This window comes from Streptomyces sp. NBC_00582 (assembly GCF_036345155.1).
GTDB lineage: Bacteria > Actinomycetota > Actinomycetes > Streptomycetales > Streptomycetaceae > Streptomyces.
Map to the genome: position 1 here is coordinate 6,403,252 of NZ_CP107772.1, position 19,100 is coordinate 6,422,351.

Consider the following 19,100-nt stretch of genomic DNA (forward strand, 5'->3'; position numbering starts at 1 on the left):
GGTTACTCCGACTTGATCGCCGCCAGCATGTTCAGCCGGGCCGCCCGCCGCGCCGGCCACAGCGCCGCGAGGACGCCCACACCGGCGGCCATCAGCAGGAACACGGCCATCCGGTCCCACGGCAGGACGAGTTCGTACGTCGCCATCCTCGTGCCGACCAGCTCACCGGCCGCCCAGCCGAAGAAGACGCCCAGGCCGATCCCGAGCACCCCGCCGAACAGCGAGATGACGAGGGACTCCAGCCGGACCATCCGCTTGACCGCGCGGCGGTCCAGGCCGATCGCGCGCAGCATGCCGATCTCCTGGGAGCGCTCGAACACCGACATCGCCAGCGTGTTGATCACCCCGAGGACCGCGACGATCACGGCCATGGCCAGCAGGCCGTAGAGCATGTTCAGCATCAGCGTGAACATCTGCGCGATGCTGTCGGACAGGTCCTTCTTGCTCTGCACCTTGATGGCCGGGTTGGAGCCGAGGGCCTTCTCCAGCCGGTCCTTGGTGGCGTCCGAGGCGCCGCCCGAGGTCTTGACCATGACCTGCATGTCGGTCGGGTCCTTCTGGTGCGGGGCGAGCGCGGAGGTGTCGAGCAGGATGCCCCGGATCAGCTCGTTGGCCTCGTACACCCCGGCGACCGTCAGCCGCTGCCTCGCGCCGTCCTCGTAGGAGGCGGTGAAGTCCGAACCGGCCTTCCAGCCGTGCAGCTTCGCGGTCTCCTCGTCCACGACGACCTTGGCGCCGCCCACCGCGAAGGTGCCGTCGTCGACGGGCAGGTCGGTCAGCTTGCCGATGGCGGAGCCGTCGACGCCGGTGAGGTACTCGGTGGTGTCGTCGATCCGGGCGGGGGCGTTGCGCAGCGGGCTGGTGTCGGTGACGCCCTCGGTGGACTTCAGCGTCTTCTCGACGTCCGGGGAGAGTTCGTTGCCGTTCGCCATCGACACCACGTAGTCGGCGCGGATCGCCGAGGCGGCCATCCTGTCGATGGACTTCTGCAGACTGCCCGCCATCACCGTCATCCCGGTGATCAGGGTGAGGCCGATCATCAGCGCCGAGGCGGTGGCGGCCGTACGGCGCGGGTTGCGCACCGAGTTCTGCCGGGCCAGCCGGCCGGAGACACCGAAGACCCGCAGGACCGGCGCCGTGCCCGCGATCAGCGGACGGGACAGCAGCGGCGTCAGGATGAACACGCCGATGATCAGCAGGACCGCGCCGATGCCCATGGGGGCCTGGCCGTCCGAGCCGTCCATCGTCGTCGCGTACAGGACGGTCGCGACGCCCGCAGCCGAGAACAGCGCGCCGAGCGTGTTGCGCAGCACCAGCGACTTGGTGGTGGCCTTGGCGTGGACGCTGCTCATCGCCGCCACCGGCGGGATCTTCGCGGCCCGGCGGCCGGGCAGCCAGGCCGCCAGCATGGTGATGACGACACCGACGGCGAGGGCGGCGGCGACCGTGCCGGGGGAGACGACGAGCGGCCCGTCCGGGACGGTCGCGCCGAGCGTGCCCATGAGCGCGCGCAGCCCGGCGCCGATGCCGATGCCGGCCACCAGACCGGTCACCCCGGCCACCGCGCCCACCACGAACGCCTCGACCAGCACCGACCGCGTCACCTGGCGGCGCGAGGCGCCCACGGCCCGCAGCAGCGCCAGCTCCTTGGTGCGCTGGGCGACCAGCATGGTGAAGGTGTTGGCGATGATGAACGTGCCGACGAACAGCGCGATCCCGGCGAACACCAGCAGGCCCTGCTTCAGACCGCTCATCGAGGAGGAGATCAACCTGGCCTGGGTGTCGGCCAGTTCGCGACCGGTGACGGTGTTCACCTCGTCCCGGGGCAGCGCCGCCTTCAGGGCCGCCTCCAGCGCGGTCTGCGAGGTGCCGGCGGCCGCCTTGACGTCGATCTCGTGGTACTGCCCCGGCTCGCCGAACAGCTTCTGCGCGGTCGCGGTGTCGAACAGGGCGAGGCTGCCGCCGGCCGCGACATTGCCGTCGTCGGTGGTGAAGATCCCGGAGATCCGGGGGGCGAGGACCGGGCCGTCGACCGACAGACGCAGGGTGTCGCCGACCTGGTAGCCGGTGCGCTCGGCGGTCTTCGCGTCGATGGCGACCTGGTCCGCGCCGTGCGGGGCGCTGCCCTGCGTGAGCGGGTAGCGGGGGTCCTTGTCGCCCCAGTAGTTGCCGCCCTGTGACTGGAAACCGCCGCCGACGAGCTTGCCGTCCTTGTCGGCGAGGGCGGTGAAGCCGGTGACGACGCCGATGGCCGACGCGGCGCCCGGCACCTTCGCGCTCCTCTCGCGCAGGGCCTCGGTCAGTGCGGGGGTCTCGGCGATGCGGTCGCTGGTGTCCTCCCGGCTCTCGGCGGTGACGGCGACGTCGACCTGGTCGAAGCCCTTGGCGGAGCTGTTCTGCAGGGCGTTGGAGAGGGTGTTGGTGAAGACGAGGGTCCCGGAGACGAAGGCCACGCCGAGCATCACGGCGAGCACGGTCATCAGGAGCCGGGCCTTGTGCGCGAGGACGTTGCGCAGGGCGGTGCGGAACATCAGCTGGTACGGCCCTTCGCGTCGAACTGCTTCATGAAGTCCAGGACGGTGTCCGCCGTCGGGCGGTGCATCTCGTCGACGATCCGGCCGTCCGCGAGGAACACCACGCGGTCCGCGTACGACGCCGCCACCGGGTCGTGGGTCACCATCACCACCGTCTGGCCCAGTTCCCGCACGGAGTTGCGCAGGAAGCCCAGCACCTCGGCGCCGGAGCGGGAGTCGAGGTTTCCGGTCGGCTCGTCGCCGAAGATGATGTCGGGCCGGGACGCCAGGGCGCGGGCGACCGCGACGCGCTGCTGCTGGCCGCCGGAGAGCTGGGAGGGGCGGTGACCCAGCCGGTCCTTGAGGCCCACCATCCGGATGACCGAGTCCAGCCACTCCTTGTCCGGTTTGCGTCCCGCGATGTCCATCGGGAGGGTGATGTTCTCCAGGGCGGTCAGCGTGGGCAGCAGGTTGAACGCCTGGAAGATGAAGCCGATCTTGTCCCGGCGGAGCTTGGTGAGCTGCTTGTCCTTCAGCGATCCGAGCTCGGTCTCGCCGATGCGCACCGAGCCCGAGGAGAAGGTGTCGAGGCCGGCCACGCAGTGCATCAGCGTGGACTTGCCGGAGCCGGAGGGACCCATGATCGCGGTGAACTCGGCCTGCCGGAAGTCGACGGAGACCCGGTCCAGGGCGACCACCTGGGTCTCGCCCTGCCCGTAGATCTTCGACAGGTCCGTGGCACGGGCGGCCACGGCGGTGGTCCGTTCGGCGAGGGGGCTGGTGGTCACGGGAACGCGCTCCTGTCGGGACGAGGGGGTGGGTGTCCTGGGGACCCGACCCATCGTTCCGGTGCCCGACGGCCGTGTAGTCAGTCGCTGTTCCGGTTCTGAAGGCAGACTCCGGTCGGACCGGGGAGCGCCGTGTCATACCTGGGGATGACCCCGTGGGGGCGGACGATTCGTCAAGAACCGGTGGAGCACCCTCGTTCGGGCGGTGAAATTCCGTCATTCCGCATGCGCAAGCGGTTGCCGCGCGCCAGGCTACTGGCAAGTGCGGATGGCCAGTTCCAGGTGCTGATGCACCCTCAGACGTCAATAAAATAAGACAACATCGGTCCACTCTTCCGCTGTTCGGGGGACGGATCCCGATAGGGTCGGAAGCTCAACGCGGAGCCCAAGGCCTGCCCAGATGGTGGAATGCAGACACGGCGAGCTTAAACCTCGCTGCCCCTTCGCGGGCGTGCCGGTTCAAGTCCGGCTCTGGGCACTTCCGGCACCTCGTCGACGACGGCGCCGTTCATCGAGACGTTGACACCGGGTACCCCCGCGCGCAGACTCACGTACGACAAGAGTGAAGAAAATTTCACTGGACGAACACCTACGTGATCCGCTGTCTGAAGGGAACGCCCGATGCGCACCACCGTCGGCATCATCGGCGCCGGCCCGGCCGGCCTCCTCCTCGCCCGTCTGCTCCACGGCGCCGGCATCGACTCCGTCGTCCTGGAGAGCCGCGACCGGGCCTACGTCGAACACCGCCAGCGCGCCGGGATCCTGGAACAGGGCACGGTCGACGTGCTGCGCGCGGCCGGCGCCGGGGAGCGCATGGACCACGAGGGGCTGCGCCACGACGGGATCGAGCTGCGCTACGACAGGAAGCGCCACCGCGTCGACTTCCCCGCCCTCACCGGTGGCCGGTCCGTGATGGTGTACGCCCAGACCGAGGTCTGCAAGGACCTCATCGCCCTCCAGCTGAAGGAGGGCGGCCCGCTGCTGTTCGAGGCCGAGGCGCTGGCCGTGGAGGGCGCCGACACCGACAGCCCGCGCGTCCGCTTCCGGCACGAGGGCGTCGAGGACGTCCTGGAGTGCGACTACGTCGTCGGCTGCGACGGCTTCTGGGGCGTCGCCCGCAAGGCGATCCCGGCCGAGCTGACCCGGGTCTTCGAACGGACGTACCCCTTCGGCTGGCTCGGCATCCTCGCCGACGTGGCGCCCTCGCACGACGAACTGGTCTACGCCCGCCACGACCGCGGCTTCGCCCTGCTGTCCATGCGCTCGCCCTCCGTGTCCCGCCTCTACCTCCAGGTCCCCGAGGGCACCGACGCCGAGAGCTGGGGCGACGAGGAGATCTGGGACGAGCTGGAGAGGCGCTTCGAGACCGAGGACGGATGGCGGCTGGAACGCGGGCCAATCACCCAGAAGTCCGTCACCCCCATGCGGTCGTACGTCCACGAGCCCATGCGGCACGGCCGGCTGTTCCTGGCGGGCGACGCCGCCCACATCGTGCCGCCGACCGGGGCCAAGGGGCTGAATCTGGCCGTCGGCGACGTCGTCACCTTCGCGCGGGCGCTGTCGCACGAGAAGGAGACCGGGTCGGCCGAGCTGCTCGACGCGTACTCGCGGACCTGTCTGCGGCGCGTCTGGCAGGCCGAGCGGTTCTCCTACGACATGACCACCCTGCTGCACCGGGCCCCGGACGCCACCCCTTTCGAGGACCGGCTCCAGATCGCCCGGCTGGAGCGGATCGCCTCCTCGCGCGCCGCCGAGACCGACCTGGCCGAGGGATACACCGGGTTCCCGTTCGGGTGATCGACCGCACGATCTCCGGCCGGTTCCGGCCAGGTCGCAGGTTGGTCATGAATGAGGGCCTCCACTAGCGGGAATCAGGACGCCACGTAGCGTGTTGCGCAGCACGACGAGGGAAAGATCCTCCCCAAGCAGTAGGGTCAATCCTTTGCCTACCTATTACTCTTGACGCCAAGGCCGCGCACGGCGGCCATGGAGGAGTGAAATGAGGAGCAGAAACCCGGTCTTCTCGCGACGGGGGTTCAGCCGCGACAACGGCTACGCGGGCTTCAACGCGACGCCGCAGGCCGGGGGACCCGCTGTCGGTACACAGGCCAACCCGTACGCGCAGGGCGACCCGTACGCCCAGCAGGCGGGCAACCCCTACGCGCAGAACCCCTACGCCCAGCAGGTGGGCGCCCCGCCGCAGGCCCCGGTCCACCCGGGCGCCATGACCATGGATGACGTCGTCGCGCGCACCGCGACCACGCTCGGCACCGTGGTCGTCACGGCGGTCCTGTCCTGGCTGCTGCTGCCCGTCGACGAGGCCAACCTCGGCAAGTCCTACGGCATCGCCGTCGGCGCCGGCCTGGTCGCGATGGTGCTGGCCCTGATCCAGTCCTTCAAGCGCAAGCCCGCGCCGGCGCTGATCCTGTCGTACGCCGCCCTCGAGGGCGTCTTCCTCGGCGTGATCTCGTCGGCGGTGTCCACGTACATCGCGGACGGCGTGGTCGCCCAGGCGGTGCTCGGCACCATGGCGGTCTTCGCCGGTGTGCTCGTGGCGTACAAGGCGGGCTGGATCCGCGTCAACCGGCGCTTCTACGGCTTCGTCATGGCCGCGGCGCTCGGCTTCGTCCTGCTGATGGCCGTGAACCTGCTGTTCACCGTCTTCGGCGGCGGCGACGGCCTCGGCTTCCGCAGCGGTGGCCTCGGCATCGTCTTCGGCATCATCGGCATCATCCTGGGTGCCTGCTTCCTCGCCCTGGACTTCAAGCAGGTCGAGGACGGCATCGCCTACGGCGCCCCGCGCGAGGAGGCCTGGCTCGCCGCCTTCGGCCTCACGCTGACGCTGGTCTGGATCTACATGGAGTTCCTGCGACTCCTCGCGATCCTCAACAGCAACGACTAGCGGCACCGCGAGCACGGAAGGGCCCCGGTCTTCGGACCGGGGCCCTTCGGCGTCTGCGCGCCCTACAGGAATTTGCGCGCGGCCCTCCTCAGTTCGTACTCGTGGATGATCGCCTTGGCGTGGCCGTACGCGAGATTGTGCTCGTGGCGCAGCCAGCTGACCTTCTCCTCGAAGCGGAGAGCGGGGCCTTCGTCGACGGTGCGCAGCCAGTCGGAGACTTCACGGCCGGTGCAGTGGGGGATGCGGGCGAGCAGATTGCGGTGCGTCTCCTCGGAGAGGACATGGGACATCGGCGCCTCCGGTTGCAAAGGGGATGTAAGCCGGTCCTTCAGGTCACCGTGCCTGAGCGTTCGCCCGTTGGCAACAGTCCGGGTACGACGCGTACGCTCACGGCGTGGTGGATACGACGTCTCTGACCCGTGCGGTGGATCACTTCGCCGATCGTTTGCGTGCCGCTCCGCAGAGCCGGTTGCAGCGGGGCGCTGCCGCTGAGGCGCTGGCGCTGGCCAGGCAGTTGGCTCACTGGGCGCAGACCATCGAGGAGCCGTCGGTGGAGCCTCGCGAGATGCCGGACGCGGGGATGTTCGCCGCGGCTGATCAGATCACCGTGGCGGTGCATGATCTGGCGGTCGTGCTTTCCGATGAGGGCCAGGTCGCTGAAGCCGTGCGGTGGGTGGAGGAGGCACAGAAGCGGGCGGGGGTTTGAGGTGCGTGGGCGACGGGCGGTGCGTGGTGGCCGGTCGCGCAGTTCCCCGCGCCCCTGAGGGGGTTGCGCCTCCCCGCGTCTACAGGCTCGCTATGACCCTGTCCGCCAGGATGTAGACCGTCTCCTCGCCGCACGCGAACGTCAGGGTGTACGCGCCCGAGATGCCCGAGCCGCCCAGGAGGTACGGGGTCTCGCCCGCCGTGAGGGCCGCCGCGAAGCGGTCCGCGGTCTCCCGGTGGCCCGGGGTCATGCACAGGGTCGTGCCGTCGGCGAAGACGTAGACGTCGAGGGTGCCGAGGGGGCCGGGGCGCACGTCGGTCAGTTCGGTGCGGGACGCGGCCAGTTCCTCCAGGGCGGCCACCGTGCGCTCGTGGTCGTTCACCACGGGTGACTGGACGGGGACGAAGTCCGGGTGGGACGGGTGGCGGCGGCGGGCCGCGGCCAGTTCGGGGGAGTCCGCGGCGAACTCGTCGGCGTCCGCGGTCGGCTCGGTCACCGGCTCCAGCGGCTCCAGGCCCACGAAGTCGGTCTGACGGGGCAGGAACAGCTCGCTGTCCGGCAGACCCAGCAGGGAGGGGGCGTCGGAGGCGTCACGGGTCTCCTGGGCGGCCCAGAAGGCGCGTGCCTCGGCCAGTTCCCGCTCCCGCTCCTCGGCGAGGGCCTCGGCCACGGCCGCGCGTATCTCGGCGGTGTCCGTGGTGCTTCGGGCCGCCGGCACGAAGCCCCGCCGCTCAGCGGCGACGTTCTCGGCGAGCTGGGTGTGCAGGGCGGCGACCTGCCGGCGCAGCTGCACGAGGGTGCGCAGGACGGCGACCCCCACGGCGCCCGTGGCGGCCGTGGTGACCAGCAAGGCGATCGGCATGGCGCTCACTGACGTACTCCCGGTTCAAAGTCGACCCCCGACTTCCTACATCAGCTTGAAGGGCGGACTATCCCGCTGTCAGTGCGTAACGTCACGAAACGGACAGGAAATTGACGCCGGGGTTTGCCGCTGAACGGTGCTGAGCTGCGTAAATCCCCGTGAGAGGGAGATAGGTCACATCCTGGGGATGATTGGATCACAGAACGGCCCGGAGTCCAGGGGTTTCCCGGACTCCGGGCCATGACGTGACGGCAGGTGCCGAAACGGTTACGCAGAGACGGTCGTCGGCGCGGTCGTCAGCTGAGGCGCTCGATGACCATCGCCATGCCCTGGCCGCCGCCGACGCACATCGTCTCCAGGCCGAACTGCTTGTCGTGGAACTGGAGGGAGTTGATGAGGGTGCCGGTGATCCGCGCGCCCGTCATGCCGAAGGGGTGGCCGACGGCGATGGCGCCGCCGTTGACGTTCAGCTTGTCGAGGTCGATGCCCAGGTCGCGGTAGGAGGGGATCACCTGTGCGGCGAAAGCCTCGTTGATCTCGACCAGGTCGATGTCGTCGATCGTCAGGCCGGCGCGGCCGAGGGCCTGCTGCGAGGCCTCCACCGGGCCGAGGCCCATGATCTCGGGGGAGAGGCCGGAGACGCCGGTGGAGACGATCCGGGCGAGCGGGGTCAGGCCCAGCTCGCGGGCCTTGGTGTCGGACATGATGACGACCGCGGCGGCGCCGTCGTTCAGCGGGCAGCAGTTGCCGGCCGTGACCAGGCCGTCGGGGCGGAAGACCGGCTTCAGGCCGGACACGGCCTCCAGGGTGACGCCGGCGCGCGGGCCGTCGTCCTTGCTGACCACCGTGCCGTCGGGGAGGGTCACCGGGGTGATCTCGCGCTCCCAGAAGCCGTTCTTGAGGGCTTCCTCGGCGAGGTTCTGCGAGCGGACGCCGAACTCGTCCATGTCCTGGCGGGTGACGCCCTTGGAGCGGGCCAGGTTCTCCGCCGTCTGCCCCATCGCGATGTAGGGGTCGGGGAGCAGGCCGTCCTCGCGCGGGTCGTGCCAGGTGGAGCCCTCGGACGCGGCCGTGGCGGCGGTGCGGGCCTCGGCCTCGGCGAAGAGGGGGTTCTTGGTGTCCGGGAGGCCGTCGGAGCTGCCCTTGGCGTACCGGGAGACCATCTCGACACCGGCCGAGATGAAGACGTCGCCCTCGCCGGCCTTGATGGCGTGCAGGGCCATGCGGGAGGTCTGGAGCGACGAGGAACAGTAGCGGGTGATCGTGCAGCCCGGCAGGTGGTCCATGCCCATCTGCACGGCGACGATCCGGCCCAGGTTGTAGCCCTGCTCGCCGCCGGGGAGGCCACAGCCGAGCATGAGGTCGTCGATGTCCCTCGGGTCCAGCTCGGGGACCTTCGCCAGGGCGGCCTGGATGATCGTGGCGGTGAGGTCGTCCGGGCGCAGGTCCTTCAGAGAGCCCTTGACGGCGCGGCCGATCGGGGAACGGGCGGTCGAGACGATGACGGCTTCGGGCATCACGGCTCCAGTGGCGGAAGGGTTCGTACGGGCACGGCTGCTTGGGAAGTTACCCGTACGTATGGGCTGGGTCACGGTGGTTGCCGTGTGACCCTGGCCGCACTTTCTAAGCGCTTGCTTGGTCTGGTGCCGGCCGGCTCGGCTCGGTCTCCTCGACCCTCCTCCTGCGGCGTCGCTTCAGCAAGGCCCAGGGGCCCCGCGGACCGGTCGGCATCGCCGCCGTGACCTCGGTGCCGGCCTCCGACGCCGCCTCCGCCGCCGCACGGGCCACCGGCAGGAAGCCCTCGCGGCGGGAGACGTCCGGGCGTTCCTCATCGGCCGGCCAGAGGCCGAGCGCGGCGCACACGGTGGGCAGGACGGCCATGGCGGCGGTGGCGTAACCCTCCGCCGAGGGGTGGTAGTGGTCCGGGCCGAACAGCTCGCGCGGGTTCTCCTCGAACTCCGGGCCGAGGAGGTCGCCCAGCGACACCGTGCGGCCGCCCTGCTCGATCACGCCGATCGTCTGGGCGGCCGCGAGCTGGCGGGAGGCCCGGCGGGCGAGCCAGCGCAGGGGCTGCGGGACCGGCTCGATCGTGCCGAGGTCGGGACAGGTGCCGACGACCACCTCCGCGCCGGCGGTGCGCAGCCGTCGTACCGCCGCCGCGAGATGACGGACCGAGCGGGTCGGCGGCATGCGGTTAGTGACGTCGTTCGCGCCGATCATGATCACGCAGATGTCGGGCACCTGGTCGGAGGTGCCGAGGACCAGCGCGACCTGGCGGTCGAGGTCGTCGGACCGGGCGCCGGGCAGGGCGACGTTGCGCAGCACCACCGGGCGTTCCGCGACCGCGGCGAGACCGGAGGCCAGCAGCGCGCCCGGGGTCTGGCCGGAGCGGTGGACGCCCTGGCCGGCCGCGGTGGAGTCGCCCAGCAGGACCAGACGCAGGGGCTCGGCGGCGGGGGCGCCGGGGGCGTCGTACGTCCTGCCGTAGCGGCCGTCCGCGTGCGGGACCCGGATGCGCTCGCCGCCTCCGTTCACATGGCGCCGGGCCAGTCGCGCCTCCGCCAGCAGCAGTCCCACGACCGCCGCCCCGGCCAGGCCGATGCCGCCGCCGCCATAGGCCGCGCCGGCCGCGATGCGCCGGGCCACTCTCGCCCTCGACATGCTCGTCATGCCTCGCCGCCACCTCCTCGTGTCCGTACACCCACTCCTTGCCCCGTACGGACCGTCGGCCAATCTCGACGGGGAGTGAACCTCTCGGACGGGCCGTAGGCTGGCGTAACCACTACGACCACTGTTTTTGCAAGCAACCGGAGACAACGGTGCGATTTCACGACTCGATGATCAGCCTCGTCGGCAACACCCCGCTGGTGAAGCTCAACAGCGTGACCCAGGGCATCCAGGCCACCGTTCTGGCCAAGGTGGAGTACTTCAACCCGGGCGGTTCCGTGAAGGACCGCATCGCCCTGCGCATGATCGAGGCCGCGGAGGAGAGCGGCGCGCTCAAGCCCGGTGGCACGATCGTCGAGCCGACCAGCGGCAACACCGGCGTCGGACTGGCCATCGTGGCCCAGCAGAAGGGGTACAAGTGCATCTTCGTGTGCCCCGACAAGGTGAGCACCGACAAGATCAACGTGCTGCGGGCCTACGGCGCGGAGGTCGTCGTCTGCCCGACCGCCGTGGACCCCGAGCACCCGGACTCGTACTACAACGTCTCCGACCGGCTGGTGCGTGAGACGCCCGGCGCCTGGAAGCCCGACCAGTACTCCAACCCCAACAACCCGCTCTCCCACTACCACTCCACCGGTCCCGAGCTGTGGGAGCAGACGGAGGGGAGGATCACGCACTTCGTGGCGGGCGTGGGCACCGGCGGCACCATCTCCGGCACCGGGCGCTATCTGAAGGACGCCAGCGACGGCCGCGTCCAGGTCGTCGGCGCCGACCCCGAGGGGTCCGTCTACTCCGGCGGCTCCGGGCGGCCGTACCTCGTCGAGGGTGTCGGCGAGGACTTCTGGCCGACCGCCTACGACCGGACCGTCGCCGACGAGATCGTCCCCGTGTCCGACAAGGACTCCTTCCAGATGACCCGCCGGCTGGCCAAGGAGGAGGGGCTCCTCGTGGGCGGCTCCTGCGGCATGGCCGTCGTCGCGGCGCTGCGGGTCGCCGAGCGGCTCGGGCCCGACGACGTGGTCGTCGTGCTGCTGCCGGACAGCGGCCGCGGCTATCTCTCGAAGATCTTCAACGACGAGTGGATGGCCGACTACGGCTTCCTGGAGGACGAGGGCCCGTCCGCCCGCGTCGGTGACGTCCTGAGCGACAAGGAGCACGGCGCCATGCCGTCCCTCGTCCACATGCACCCCGACGAGACGGTCGGTCAGGCCATCGAGGTGCTGCGGGAGTACGGCGTCTCGCAGATGCCGATCGTCAAGCCGGGCGCCGGCCACCCGGACGTCATGGCCGCGGAGGTCGTCGGCTCGGTCGTCGAACGCGAGCTGCTCGACGCGCTGTTCACCCAGCGGGCCTCGCTCTCCGACCCGCTGGAGAAGCACATGTCCGCCCCGCTGCCGCAGGTCGGCTCCGGCGAACCGGTCGGCGACCTGATGTCCGTGCTCGGCACCGCGGACGCCGCGATCGTCCTCGTCGAGGGCAAGCCCACCGGTGTGGTGAGCCGCCAGGACCTGCTGGCCTTCCTGGCCAAGGGCGGTAAGTGACGGCGAACGTCCGGTGAACCGCCGGTGCCGTAGCGGAAGTTCCGTTTACCCACCGAAGCGGTGGACTTCGCGGAAGTGGTACGAGCGCGTCACGTCCACGCAGCACACGCTTAACACGGGTCCGGCACATTAGGGGGTGTCGGCAGGGCGGGAGCGGCTCCCCGCCCCGGCCGACAACCGAACGGCGTCACGGACCTCCGGAGCGGCTCCCGGACCTCCATGGACGCCATGGACGCGCAAGCCCGGCCTGACCCGGCCCGCGTCCCTCGCGGGGACCGCCGTCGTCCCGCCCCCCGGCAACGGGGGTGCGGCGGTCCCCGCGCACAGCTTTTTCCGGGTGGTCCGCCACCGGGTGAGAAGATCGCCGTATGGCGCTGCCCCGACCCGATGACCTGACCTCGCTCGTCCTGCGCACCGACTTCTCCGACGACGCCGCCTGGGACGCGCTGCGCGCCGTGTTCGACGGCGCGGACGGCGGCCCGCACGCCACCTGGGTCAGCGACCCGCGCTACGACGGGGCGGGCATTCCCGCGCTCCTGGAGGAGGACGGCGCGGCGGACGAGGAGGAGCAGCTCACCCATGTCTTCCTCGCCGACGCCAAGGCGCTCGCCGACGGCCCGGAGCGCTTCCTGCTCGCCGTCGACCTCTACGACGAGCCGGGGCGGACGGTCCGGGTGCCGCCGGCGTGGTTCCCCGACCTGTCGGCGAACCTCTCGATCGCCAATCTGGACTTCGCGGACTTCGCCGACTGCGCCGACGCCACGGGCACCTTCCGCGGCTGGGACGGCTGAGTCCGCCGGAGGGCCCTCAGCCCTCCCAGTCGCTGTTCTTCGCGGTGCGGCGACGGGAGCCGAAGAGGCCGGGGTTGCTGCGGGCCGCCTGGACGGCGTTGACGCCGACGATGCCCACCCAGGAGACGATCAGACCGGGCAGATGGGCGGTGCCCGCGCCGATCGCGGACAGCGGGACCGCCAGCACCAGCGAGACGATGCCGAAGCCGAAGCGCTCGCCCCAGGAGTCCGTGGCCCTCGGGGAGCGGGAGTCGCGGGCCGTCGCCGTCTGCGCCTCCGCGAACCCCCGGCGCACCCGGCGCTCCACGGCCGCGTCGATGCGCTGGTCGACCTTCTCCAGGAACGACTCCACCAGCGCGGACTCGTACTCCTCGCCCAGTTCCCTGCGGGTCTGCAGAGTGGCGTCGAGTTCCTTCTTCAGGTCGCTGTCGCGCGCGTCCATGGTGGTCTCCCATCCCGTCATGGACACCCACGGTAGGCAGCGCGGCCGGTCCCCGCACGGGGGATAGCCCCCCTCTTCGGGGTCGGGCCCGCCGGGGCGCGGCCCTGGTCCGACATCGTGTCCGGGCGGTGGCGTCGGCCTTGCCGCAGCCGGACTGGATCATGGGATGTCCCTTGCCTGGCTGTATAACGTCATGCAGAGTTCTTGGTAGCTGAATAACTCGTCAACGGCTCGAGGATTTGAGGTCAATGTCGTCTCGGATCGTGGACGCCTCCGGTGTCGCGCCCAGCGGCCACAGCGGCCACAGCGGCCTCGTCGTTCTCGACGGCGTCGCCCTCGGCGTCCCGGACGTCGTCCGTCTCGCCGACGGCGCCGCCCGGCCGGTGCCCGGGACCGACGCGATGCGGCGGATGACGGAGGTCTGGGACGCCGCCCGGCAGATCGCCGCGACCGGACGTGTCTACGGCCGCTCCACCGGCGTGGGCGCCAACCGCAACGAGGACGTGCCGACCGAGGAGGCCGCCGAGCACGGGCTGCGGCTGCTGCGCAGCCATGCCGGCGCCATCGGCGAGGAACTCCCCGCCCGGCAGGTCCGCGCGATGCTCGCCGTCCGCGCCAACCAGCTCCTCGCCGGCGGAGCGGGACTGCGCCCCGGCGTCGTCACCGCCCTGTGCGAGGCCCTGGAGAGCGGCGCGCACCCGGTCGTCAACGAGTTCGGATCGGTCGGCACCGGAGACCTGGCGGCGCTGGCCCAGGTGGGCCTGGCGCTGGCCGGGGAGCATCCCTGGCGCGGCGACGGCGCCCCCGGGCCCCAGCCCCTCGACAACAACGACGCCCTCGCCCTGATCAGCAGCAACGCCCTCACCCTCGGCCAGTCCGCCCTCGCCCTGCACGAGCTGCGCGGACTCCTCGAAGCCACCCAGGTCGTCGCCGCCCTCTCCCTGCTGGCCGTGGACGGCTCGCACGAGGCGTACGCCGCCCCCGTGCACGCCGCCCGCCCCCACCGCGGCTCGCGCGAGGTCGCCCGCCGGATGCGCGAGCTGACCGGCGCCGAGGACCGGCCCGCCCCTCCGCTCGGCCGCATCCAGGACCCGTACGGCTTCCGCTGCCTGCCCCAGATCCACGGCCCCGCGCACGACGCCGCCGACACCCTGGAGGAGGTCCTCGCCATCGAGATCAACGCCGCCGCCGAGAACCCCCTCATCTCCCCCGAGGACCTGACCGCCTACCACCACGGCGGCTTCTACCAGGCCCAACTCGCCCTCGCCCTCGACCACTTCCGACTCTCACTGACCCAGGTCGCGCGGCTGTCCACCTCCCGGCTCTCCACCCTCAACGAGCCCGCCTACACCCGGCTGCGGCCCTTCCTCGCCGACGACCGGCCCGCCTCCTCCGGCGTGATGATCCTGGAGTACGCCGCCGGAGCCGCCCTCGGCGACCTGCGGGCCTTCTCCGCCCCCGCCTCGCTCGGCCACGCTGTACTCTCCCGAGGCGTCGAGGAACAGGCCAGTTTCGCCTCCCTCGCCGCCCGGCAGACACTGCGCGCCTGCGGCGCGTACCGTCTCGTGGTCGGCTGCGAACTCGTCGCCGCCGTACGGGCGCTGCGCCAGCGCGAGCTGCGGCCCGCGCCGGGGGTTCCGGCCGGGCGTGCGCTGGAGCTCGCCGAGGCGGTGCTCGACGCGGACCAGGCCGACCGGCCGCTCACGGACGACGTGGGCGCGGCGGCCCGGCTGCTGGACCGGTTCACGGACATCTGGAGGGGGAGCGGGGCATGAGCGCGGAGACCGACATGGACGGCAGGGGCGTGGCGGACACACCCGCCGGACGGCTGCAGGCGCTCTTCGAGGGGCACCGGCTGACGCCGACCCAGCGGCGCATCGCCCACAGCATGGTGCGGCGCGCCGCCGACGTGCCGTTCCTCTCCAGCGTCGAACTGGCCGAGCTGGCCGGGGTCAGCCAGCCGTCCGTGACCCGGTTCGCCGTCGCCCTCGGCTTCGACGGCTACCCCGCCCTGCGCAAGCACCTGCGCGAGGTCGCCCCCGCCGAACAGCCCGCCGGCTCGGCGTCGTACAACGAGTACCAGCAGGCCGTCGAGGCCGAGATCGAGAACCTGCGGCACCTCGCCGAACTCCTCGCCGACCCGCGCCCGGTGCACCGCGCGGGCCGGCTGCTGGCCGCCTCCCGGCCCCTGCCGGTGCTGGGCCTGCGGGCCGCCGCCTCCCAGGCGTACGGCTTCGCGTACTTCGCCGCCAAGGTCCACCCGGACGTACGGCTGCTCCACGAGGGCGGCACGATGATCCAGGACCGGATCGACGCCGCCGTACGGGCCGGTGCCACCGCTCTGCTGTGCTTCGCGCTGCCCCGGCATCCGCGCGAGGTCCTGGACACGCTGACCTACGCCAAGCAGGCCGGGCTCACCGTCGTCACGGTCGCCGACTCCGCGTTCGCGCCGGTCGCCAAGGTCTCCGACCTGCTGCTGCCCGCCGCCGTCGGCACCGGGCTCGCCTTCGACACGGCGTGCGCGCCGATGCTGCTGGGCCGGGTCCTGCTGGAGGCGATGTGCGACGACCTGCCCGACGCGCAGGCCCGCCTGGAGGAGTTCGACGCGCGGGCGGCGGCACGGGGGCTGTTCGTCGAGTAGGCCCCGGGTCTTTTTTCGGGGGCCTCTCTCAGACTCGTCTCACCTTCGCTGCCTACCCTGAACGGCCAACGACAACTGTGCCGGAGTGACGAGGAGGCGGACGTGGCACGCGGAGGTCAGGGGCTGGCCCGGGTGGCCGTCGTCGTACGGGCCGGGGCCGCACCGCTGTGGTGGTGCGGGGTGTTCACGGCGGGGGTCGGCGTGCTGCCGCCCGGACTCACCGGCCGCCGGATCGGGGTCATGGCCGGGGCCGCCCTGTTCCTCGTGGCGGCGGCCGTGGTGGCGCTGTACGGCCGCAAGCGCTACACGAAGCTCGCGGGCGGTGCCGCCCGGGCAGGCAAACACGATGTGCTCCAGGACCGGGCGGTCACCGTCCGCACCTGGCGACGCGGCCACCGCTGGTGGCTGCTGCTCGCCTTCGCGGCCGCGCTGGGCAGTTCCTTCGCCGTGCCCGCCGCCGCCGGCATGCTGCTCGCCGGCTGCGGCACCGGGCTCCGGCTGAAGGCCGCCTGGCTCGGGCGGCGCGAGCGGGCCGGGGACGCGCTGCTGTGGGTGCGCGTCGACCGGCTCGGCCGGTACGGCGGCCGTCCGGCCGGAAAGGCCGTCAAGGCGTACCGCAGCACCGGCGTCGGGGCGGGCGACGCGGCCCCGGGCGGGGCCCGCCGCCGTACCGAGATGTACGCGTAGTCAGACCTCCAAATCCTCCTCGATCTTGCGGAGCTGGTGGCGGGCCATCGCGAGGTTGGCCCGCTTGGCGTCCAGGACGAGGTACAGGAAGAGCCCGTTGCCGCCGCGCCCGCTGATCAGACGGATCAGGTGGTACTGGTCGGACAGCGTGATCAGGATGTCCTCGATCTGGGCCTTCAGTCCGAGGTGCTCCATGGTGCGCATCTTGGCGCGCACCACGTCGGTGTTGCCCGCGGCGGCCACGTTGAGGTCGAAGGTCTTGCTGCCCCCCAGCGTGCCCAGCGCCATCCCGCTGGTGTAGTCGACGAGGGCGGCGGCCGACGCCCCCTCGATGGTGGCGAGTGCCTCTTTCAGTGCGGTTTCGGTGTTGGCCATGACGTGTTCCTCGGTTCCTCTCGACTTTCCGTGGTGGTGCGCGCGTCCGTGGAGGTGTCGCGCGCCGATCTGGTCCATAGGGGGGCGGCGGTGGGCTTGGCCGGCGTCCGCACGGGCGGCTGCGCCGGCGGCTTCGCGGGCAGCGCCTTCGGCTCCCGGGCCCGCGCCTCCCGCGCCTTCGCCTCGTAGGTGTCGACGAGCTCCCCGATCCGGGCCCCGGCCCGGCGCCCCTCCAGGTGCAGCCGCCCGACGTTGACGCGGTCCTGCGCGAGCACCGTCAGCACGGCATGGCCGCCCGCCGCGTACGTGGCGACATAGCCGTACCGCCCGCGCACCAGGAGTTCCCGCAGATCGCCCTGGCCGGTGCTGTCCGTCAGCCGTACGGCGACCCCGAGGGCGGCGGCGGTCAGCGCGGCCACCCCCTCCGGCTCCACGCCGGGCGTGTCGTGGGCGAGGACGAGGCCGTCCACCCCGGCCGCCAGCGCGCCCGTGAGCTGCGGCACCCGGGCCCGCAGCCGGCGGAGTTCCTCGAGGATCTCGGGGCCGGCGGCCATCAGCTCGCTCCTCCCGTCGCGCGGTCGCTGCCGCTCAAAGGGCCTCCAGCGCATCTCTGAGCCTCTTCAGCAAGGTGATGTCGGGGTCGTTGACACGGGGCAGGGAGGCGGCGGGCGGGGGGTTGGCGGTGGGGGGCGCCCCGGCGGTGCCGAACCCGTCCGTCCCACCCGGGACCCCCGGCGCTCCCGGGGTCCCCGCGGCCGGCTGCGCCCCGGTCGGCATGCAGGGCGGGGGCGGCGGCGGGAACAGCGCGGTCAGCAGGCCCGCCGCGGCCAGCCGGCGGACGTCCACCAGGGTGTGGAACGCCTGCCGGCCCAGCTCCCGGGCGATGTCCGACGCCGTGCGCACCCCGTCCACCAGTGCCAGGACGGCGCGCTGCCGCGCGGTCGGTGCCGGGGCGGCGAAGGCCTCGGCCCGCACCAGCGGCGCCCCGTCGGCCAGCGGGTCCGGCCACAGCCGGTCCAGCAGCTCGCGGCGGCGCAGCGTCTCGCGCTCCAGCGCTCCCACCGGCACCGGCCGCAGCCCGCCGAGCGGATGCCCGGCGCCGTAGCGGAAGCGGCCCGGGGTGCTGCTGGGCGCGAGCGCGAAGTACGCCGCGTCGTACAGCGCCGCCAGATGGCACAGCTCCAGCGCGCCGCGCGGGATCCGGTCGGCGTCGAGGAGGAGCCGCAGTGCGCCGTGTTCCGCGTCGGCCCGGTCCAGTGCCTGCTGCCAGGTGACGCCGTCGAGCGTGCCGTGGGTCAGGAGGAGCACGTCGAGGCCCGGAGCGAGGGGGCTCTCGGCGTGCACCACCCGGCCCTCGGCGAGGTAGAGCGCGCCGCGCTCGCGTTCCAGGACGCCGGTGGCCCGCTCGGAGGCGAGCCGGGTCAGCATCGGCGACAGCCCGCCCCTGGTCTCCCGGGCCGTCGATCTCTCCCGCACCGGCAGCCGGGGCGGTGGGGTCGTGTTCTGCGGTGTCGTCCCCACGAGCGTCATCCCAGCACCAGCCGTCCGGCCATCTCGCCCAGCCGGATCCTGGCCAGCGCGAGATTGCCGTCCGACCGGCCCAGCCACACATGCAGGAAGACGCTGCTGTCGAAGGACGTCGGTACGAAGCGCAGCAGGTGGTAGCTGTCCCGGTTGCTGATGATCAGGTCCTCCACCGGGGGCTCGGCCGCCGCCTGGGCGTCACCCTCGTGACGGGCGTCGTAGCCCTCGGGGGTGAACGCCCGCTGTTCCGCCGTGAGCCGCGCCACCTCGGCGGCCTCGGCCGCGGCCACCTCGTGGTCGCCGCCCGGGAACTCCCCGACGGCGCCCAGCGCCAGCCCGCTGGTCCAGTCGACCAGCGCTGCTCCCCGGGCCCCGGGCAGCCGCATGGCCTCCAGTAGGCACTCGTCGATTCCGGGCACCGTTCGGCTCTCCTCCCGCCCGCGGTTCGGATGAGTGAGGGAGACGCTACGCAACGTATGCGCGACGGATGAGGGATCTGGCATTTTCCAGCGGAACATGCGACCGAGTGACTAGGGTGGGTCGGCTGGCCCCGTTTAGGAGTGGGACGCCCCATGCGTCCCCATCAACACCCTGACCACGGTTTGCGTCAACGGCGTGCGCGCCGGTCGGGGTGGTGAACCCACGCCGCGCGCCCCTCTTT

General features: G+C 71.9%; 19 protein-coding genes and 1 tRNA gene. 9 read left to right on the forward strand and 11 right to left on the reverse strand.

Going from position 1 to position 19,100, the window contains the following annotated elements; all coding sequences use genetic code 11:
• Positions 1-2: 2 nt before the first annotated feature.
• Both OG852_RS28800 and OG852_RS28805 read right to left on the reverse strand, forming a co-directional pair.
• A complete protein-coding gene (locus OG852_RS28800) occupies positions 3-2,531 on the reverse strand; it encodes an ABC transporter permease (protein ID WP_330349402.1) in 2,529 nt (842 codons plus the stop codon).
• Positions 2,531-3,301 (reverse strand): ABC transporter ATP-binding protein, encoded by a 771-nt coding sequence (locus tag OG852_RS28805; protein WP_133912352.1) that lies wholly within the window; start codon positions 3,299-3,301, stop codon positions 2,531-2,533. The genes OG852_RS28800 and OG852_RS28805 overlap by 1 nt, the downstream gene beginning before the upstream one ends.
• A gap of 394 nt (positions 3,302-3,695) precedes the next feature.
• Between OG852_RS28805 and OG852_RS28810 the strand changes: the two genes are divergently transcribed.
• The 3 genes from OG852_RS28810 to OG852_RS28820 all read left to right on the forward strand — a co-directional run bounded on the left by OG852_RS28810 (position 3,696) and on the right by OG852_RS28820 (position 6,203).
• Positions 3,696-3,779: transfer RNA gene (locus tag OG852_RS28810), tRNA-Leu, on the forward strand.
• Positions 3,780-3,922: 143 nt separating this feature from the next.
• Positions 3,923-5,098: a 4-hydroxybenzoate 3-monooxygenase gene (locus OG852_RS28815; RefSeq protein WP_330349403.1), complete on the forward strand. Its 1,176-nt coding sequence runs from the start codon at positions 3,923-3,925 to the stop codon at positions 5,096-5,098.
• 202 nt (positions 5,099-5,300) lie between these two features.
• On the forward strand, positions 5,301-6,203 hold the full coding sequence (locus tag OG852_RS28820) for a Bax inhibitor-1/YccA family protein (protein ID WP_330349404.1): 903 nt from the start codon (positions 5,301-5,303) through the stop codon (positions 6,201-6,203).
• A gap of 62 nt (positions 6,204-6,265) precedes the next feature.
• Here OG852_RS28820 and OG852_RS28825 read toward each other — a convergent pair whose 3' ends face one another.
• Positions 6,266-6,493, reverse strand: coding sequence for a DUF4287 domain-containing protein (locus tag OG852_RS28825; RefSeq protein ID WP_055631699.1), 228 nt, complete (start codon positions 6,491-6,493; stop codon positions 6,266-6,268).
• 104 nt (positions 6,494-6,597) lie between these two features.
• Between OG852_RS28825 and OG852_RS28830 the strand changes: the two genes are divergently transcribed.
• Positions 6,598-6,909 carry a hypothetical protein gene (locus tag OG852_RS28830; RefSeq protein ID WP_166663535.1) on the forward strand — a complete coding sequence of 104 codons (312 nt, stop codon included), beginning with the start codon at positions 6,598-6,600 and terminating at the stop codon, positions 6,907-6,909.
• A 79-nt stretch (positions 6,910-6,988) separates the two neighbouring features.
• Here the strand turns inward: OG852_RS28830 and OG852_RS28835 are convergent, their stop codons facing one another.
• The 3 genes from OG852_RS28835 to OG852_RS28845 all read right to left on the reverse strand — a co-directional run bounded on the left by OG852_RS28835 (position 6,989) and on the right by OG852_RS28845 (position 10,441).
• Positions 6,989-7,780, reverse strand: coding sequence for a hypothetical protein (locus OG852_RS28835; RefSeq protein WP_133912355.1), 792 nt, complete (start codon positions 7,778-7,780; stop codon positions 6,989-6,991).
• A 287-nt stretch (positions 7,781-8,067) separates the two neighbouring features.
• Complete coding sequence (locus OG852_RS28840; RefSeq protein WP_133912356.1) at positions 8,068-9,288, reverse strand: acetyl-CoA C-acetyltransferase; 1,221 nt, start codon at positions 9,286-9,288, stop codon at positions 8,068-8,070.
• A gap of 106 nt (positions 9,289-9,394) precedes the next feature.
• The gene (locus OG852_RS28845) at positions 9,395-10,441 is read right to left on the reverse strand and encodes an SGNH/GDSL hydrolase family protein (RefSeq protein ID WP_330349405.1); all 1,047 of its coding nucleotides are present in this window, start codon (positions 10,439-10,441) and stop codon (positions 9,395-9,397) included.
• 149 nt (positions 10,442-10,590) lie between these two features.
• Between OG852_RS28845 and OG852_RS28850 the strand changes: the two genes are divergently transcribed.
• Positions 10,591-11,979, forward strand: a complete 1,389-nt coding sequence (locus tag OG852_RS28850; RefSeq protein ID WP_133912358.1) for a cystathionine beta-synthase — start codon at positions 10,591-10,593, stop codon at positions 11,977-11,979.
• 368 nt (positions 11,980-12,347) lie between these two features.
• Complete coding sequence (locus OG852_RS28855) at positions 12,348-12,770, forward strand: DUF6924 domain-containing protein (protein WP_133912359.1); 423 nt, start codon at positions 12,348-12,350, stop codon at positions 12,768-12,770.
• A 16-nt stretch (positions 12,771-12,786) separates the two neighbouring features.
• Here OG852_RS28855 and OG852_RS28860 read toward each other — a convergent pair whose 3' ends face one another.
• Positions 12,787-13,212: a hypothetical protein gene (locus OG852_RS28860; RefSeq protein WP_166663540.1), complete on the reverse strand. Its 426-nt coding sequence runs from the start codon at positions 13,210-13,212 to the stop codon at positions 12,787-12,789.
• A gap of 248 nt (positions 13,213-13,460) precedes the next feature.
• Between OG852_RS28860 and OG852_RS28865 the strand changes: the two genes are divergently transcribed.
• The 3 genes from OG852_RS28865 (at position 13,461) to OG852_RS28875 (ending at position 16,540) form a co-directional block, all read left to right on the forward strand.
• Positions 13,461-14,987 carry an aromatic amino acid ammonia-lyase gene (locus tag OG852_RS28865; RefSeq protein ID WP_330349406.1) on the forward strand — a complete coding sequence of 509 codons (1,527 nt, stop codon included), beginning with the start codon at positions 13,461-13,463 and terminating at the stop codon, positions 14,985-14,987.
• A gap of 14 nt (positions 14,988-15,001) precedes the next feature.
• The gene (locus OG852_RS28870; RefSeq protein WP_330351513.1) at positions 15,002-15,853 is read left to right on the forward strand and encodes a MurR/RpiR family transcriptional regulator; all 852 of its coding nucleotides are present in this window, start codon (positions 15,002-15,004) and stop codon (positions 15,851-15,853) included.
• Positions 15,854-15,955: 102 nt separating this feature from the next.
• Positions 15,956-16,540 carry a hypothetical protein gene (locus OG852_RS28875; RefSeq protein WP_330349407.1) on the forward strand — a complete coding sequence of 195 codons (585 nt, stop codon included), beginning with the start codon at positions 15,956-15,958 and terminating at the stop codon, positions 16,538-16,540.
• Here OG852_RS28875 and OG852_RS28880 read toward each other — a convergent pair whose 3' ends face one another.
• Genes OG852_RS28880 through OG852_RS28895 form a run of 4 tightly spaced genes read right to left on the reverse strand, consistent with a single transcriptional unit; the run spans position 16,541 to position 18,858 of the window.
• On the reverse strand, positions 16,541-16,915 hold the full coding sequence (locus tag OG852_RS28880; RefSeq protein ID WP_059203185.1) for a hypothetical protein: 375 nt from the start codon (positions 16,913-16,915) through the stop codon (positions 16,541-16,543).
• A complete protein-coding gene (locus OG852_RS28885) occupies positions 16,891-17,469 on the reverse strand; it encodes a roadblock/LC7 domain-containing protein (RefSeq protein ID WP_330349408.1) in 579 nt (192 codons plus the stop codon). The genes OG852_RS28880 and OG852_RS28885 overlap by 25 nt, the downstream gene beginning before the upstream one ends.
• Positions 17,470-17,503: 34 nt before the next feature.
• Positions 17,504-18,445 carry a transcriptional regulator gene (locus OG852_RS28890; RefSeq protein ID WP_330349409.1) on the reverse strand — a complete coding sequence of 314 codons (942 nt, stop codon included), beginning with the start codon at positions 18,443-18,445 and terminating at the stop codon, positions 17,504-17,506.
• Positions 18,442-18,858, reverse strand: coding sequence for a hypothetical protein (locus tag OG852_RS28895; protein WP_133917442.1), 417 nt, complete (start codon positions 18,856-18,858; stop codon positions 18,442-18,444). Before OG852_RS28895 ends, OG852_RS28890 begins: the two co-directional genes overlap by 4 nt.
• Positions 18,859-19,100: the final 242 nt, after the last annotated feature.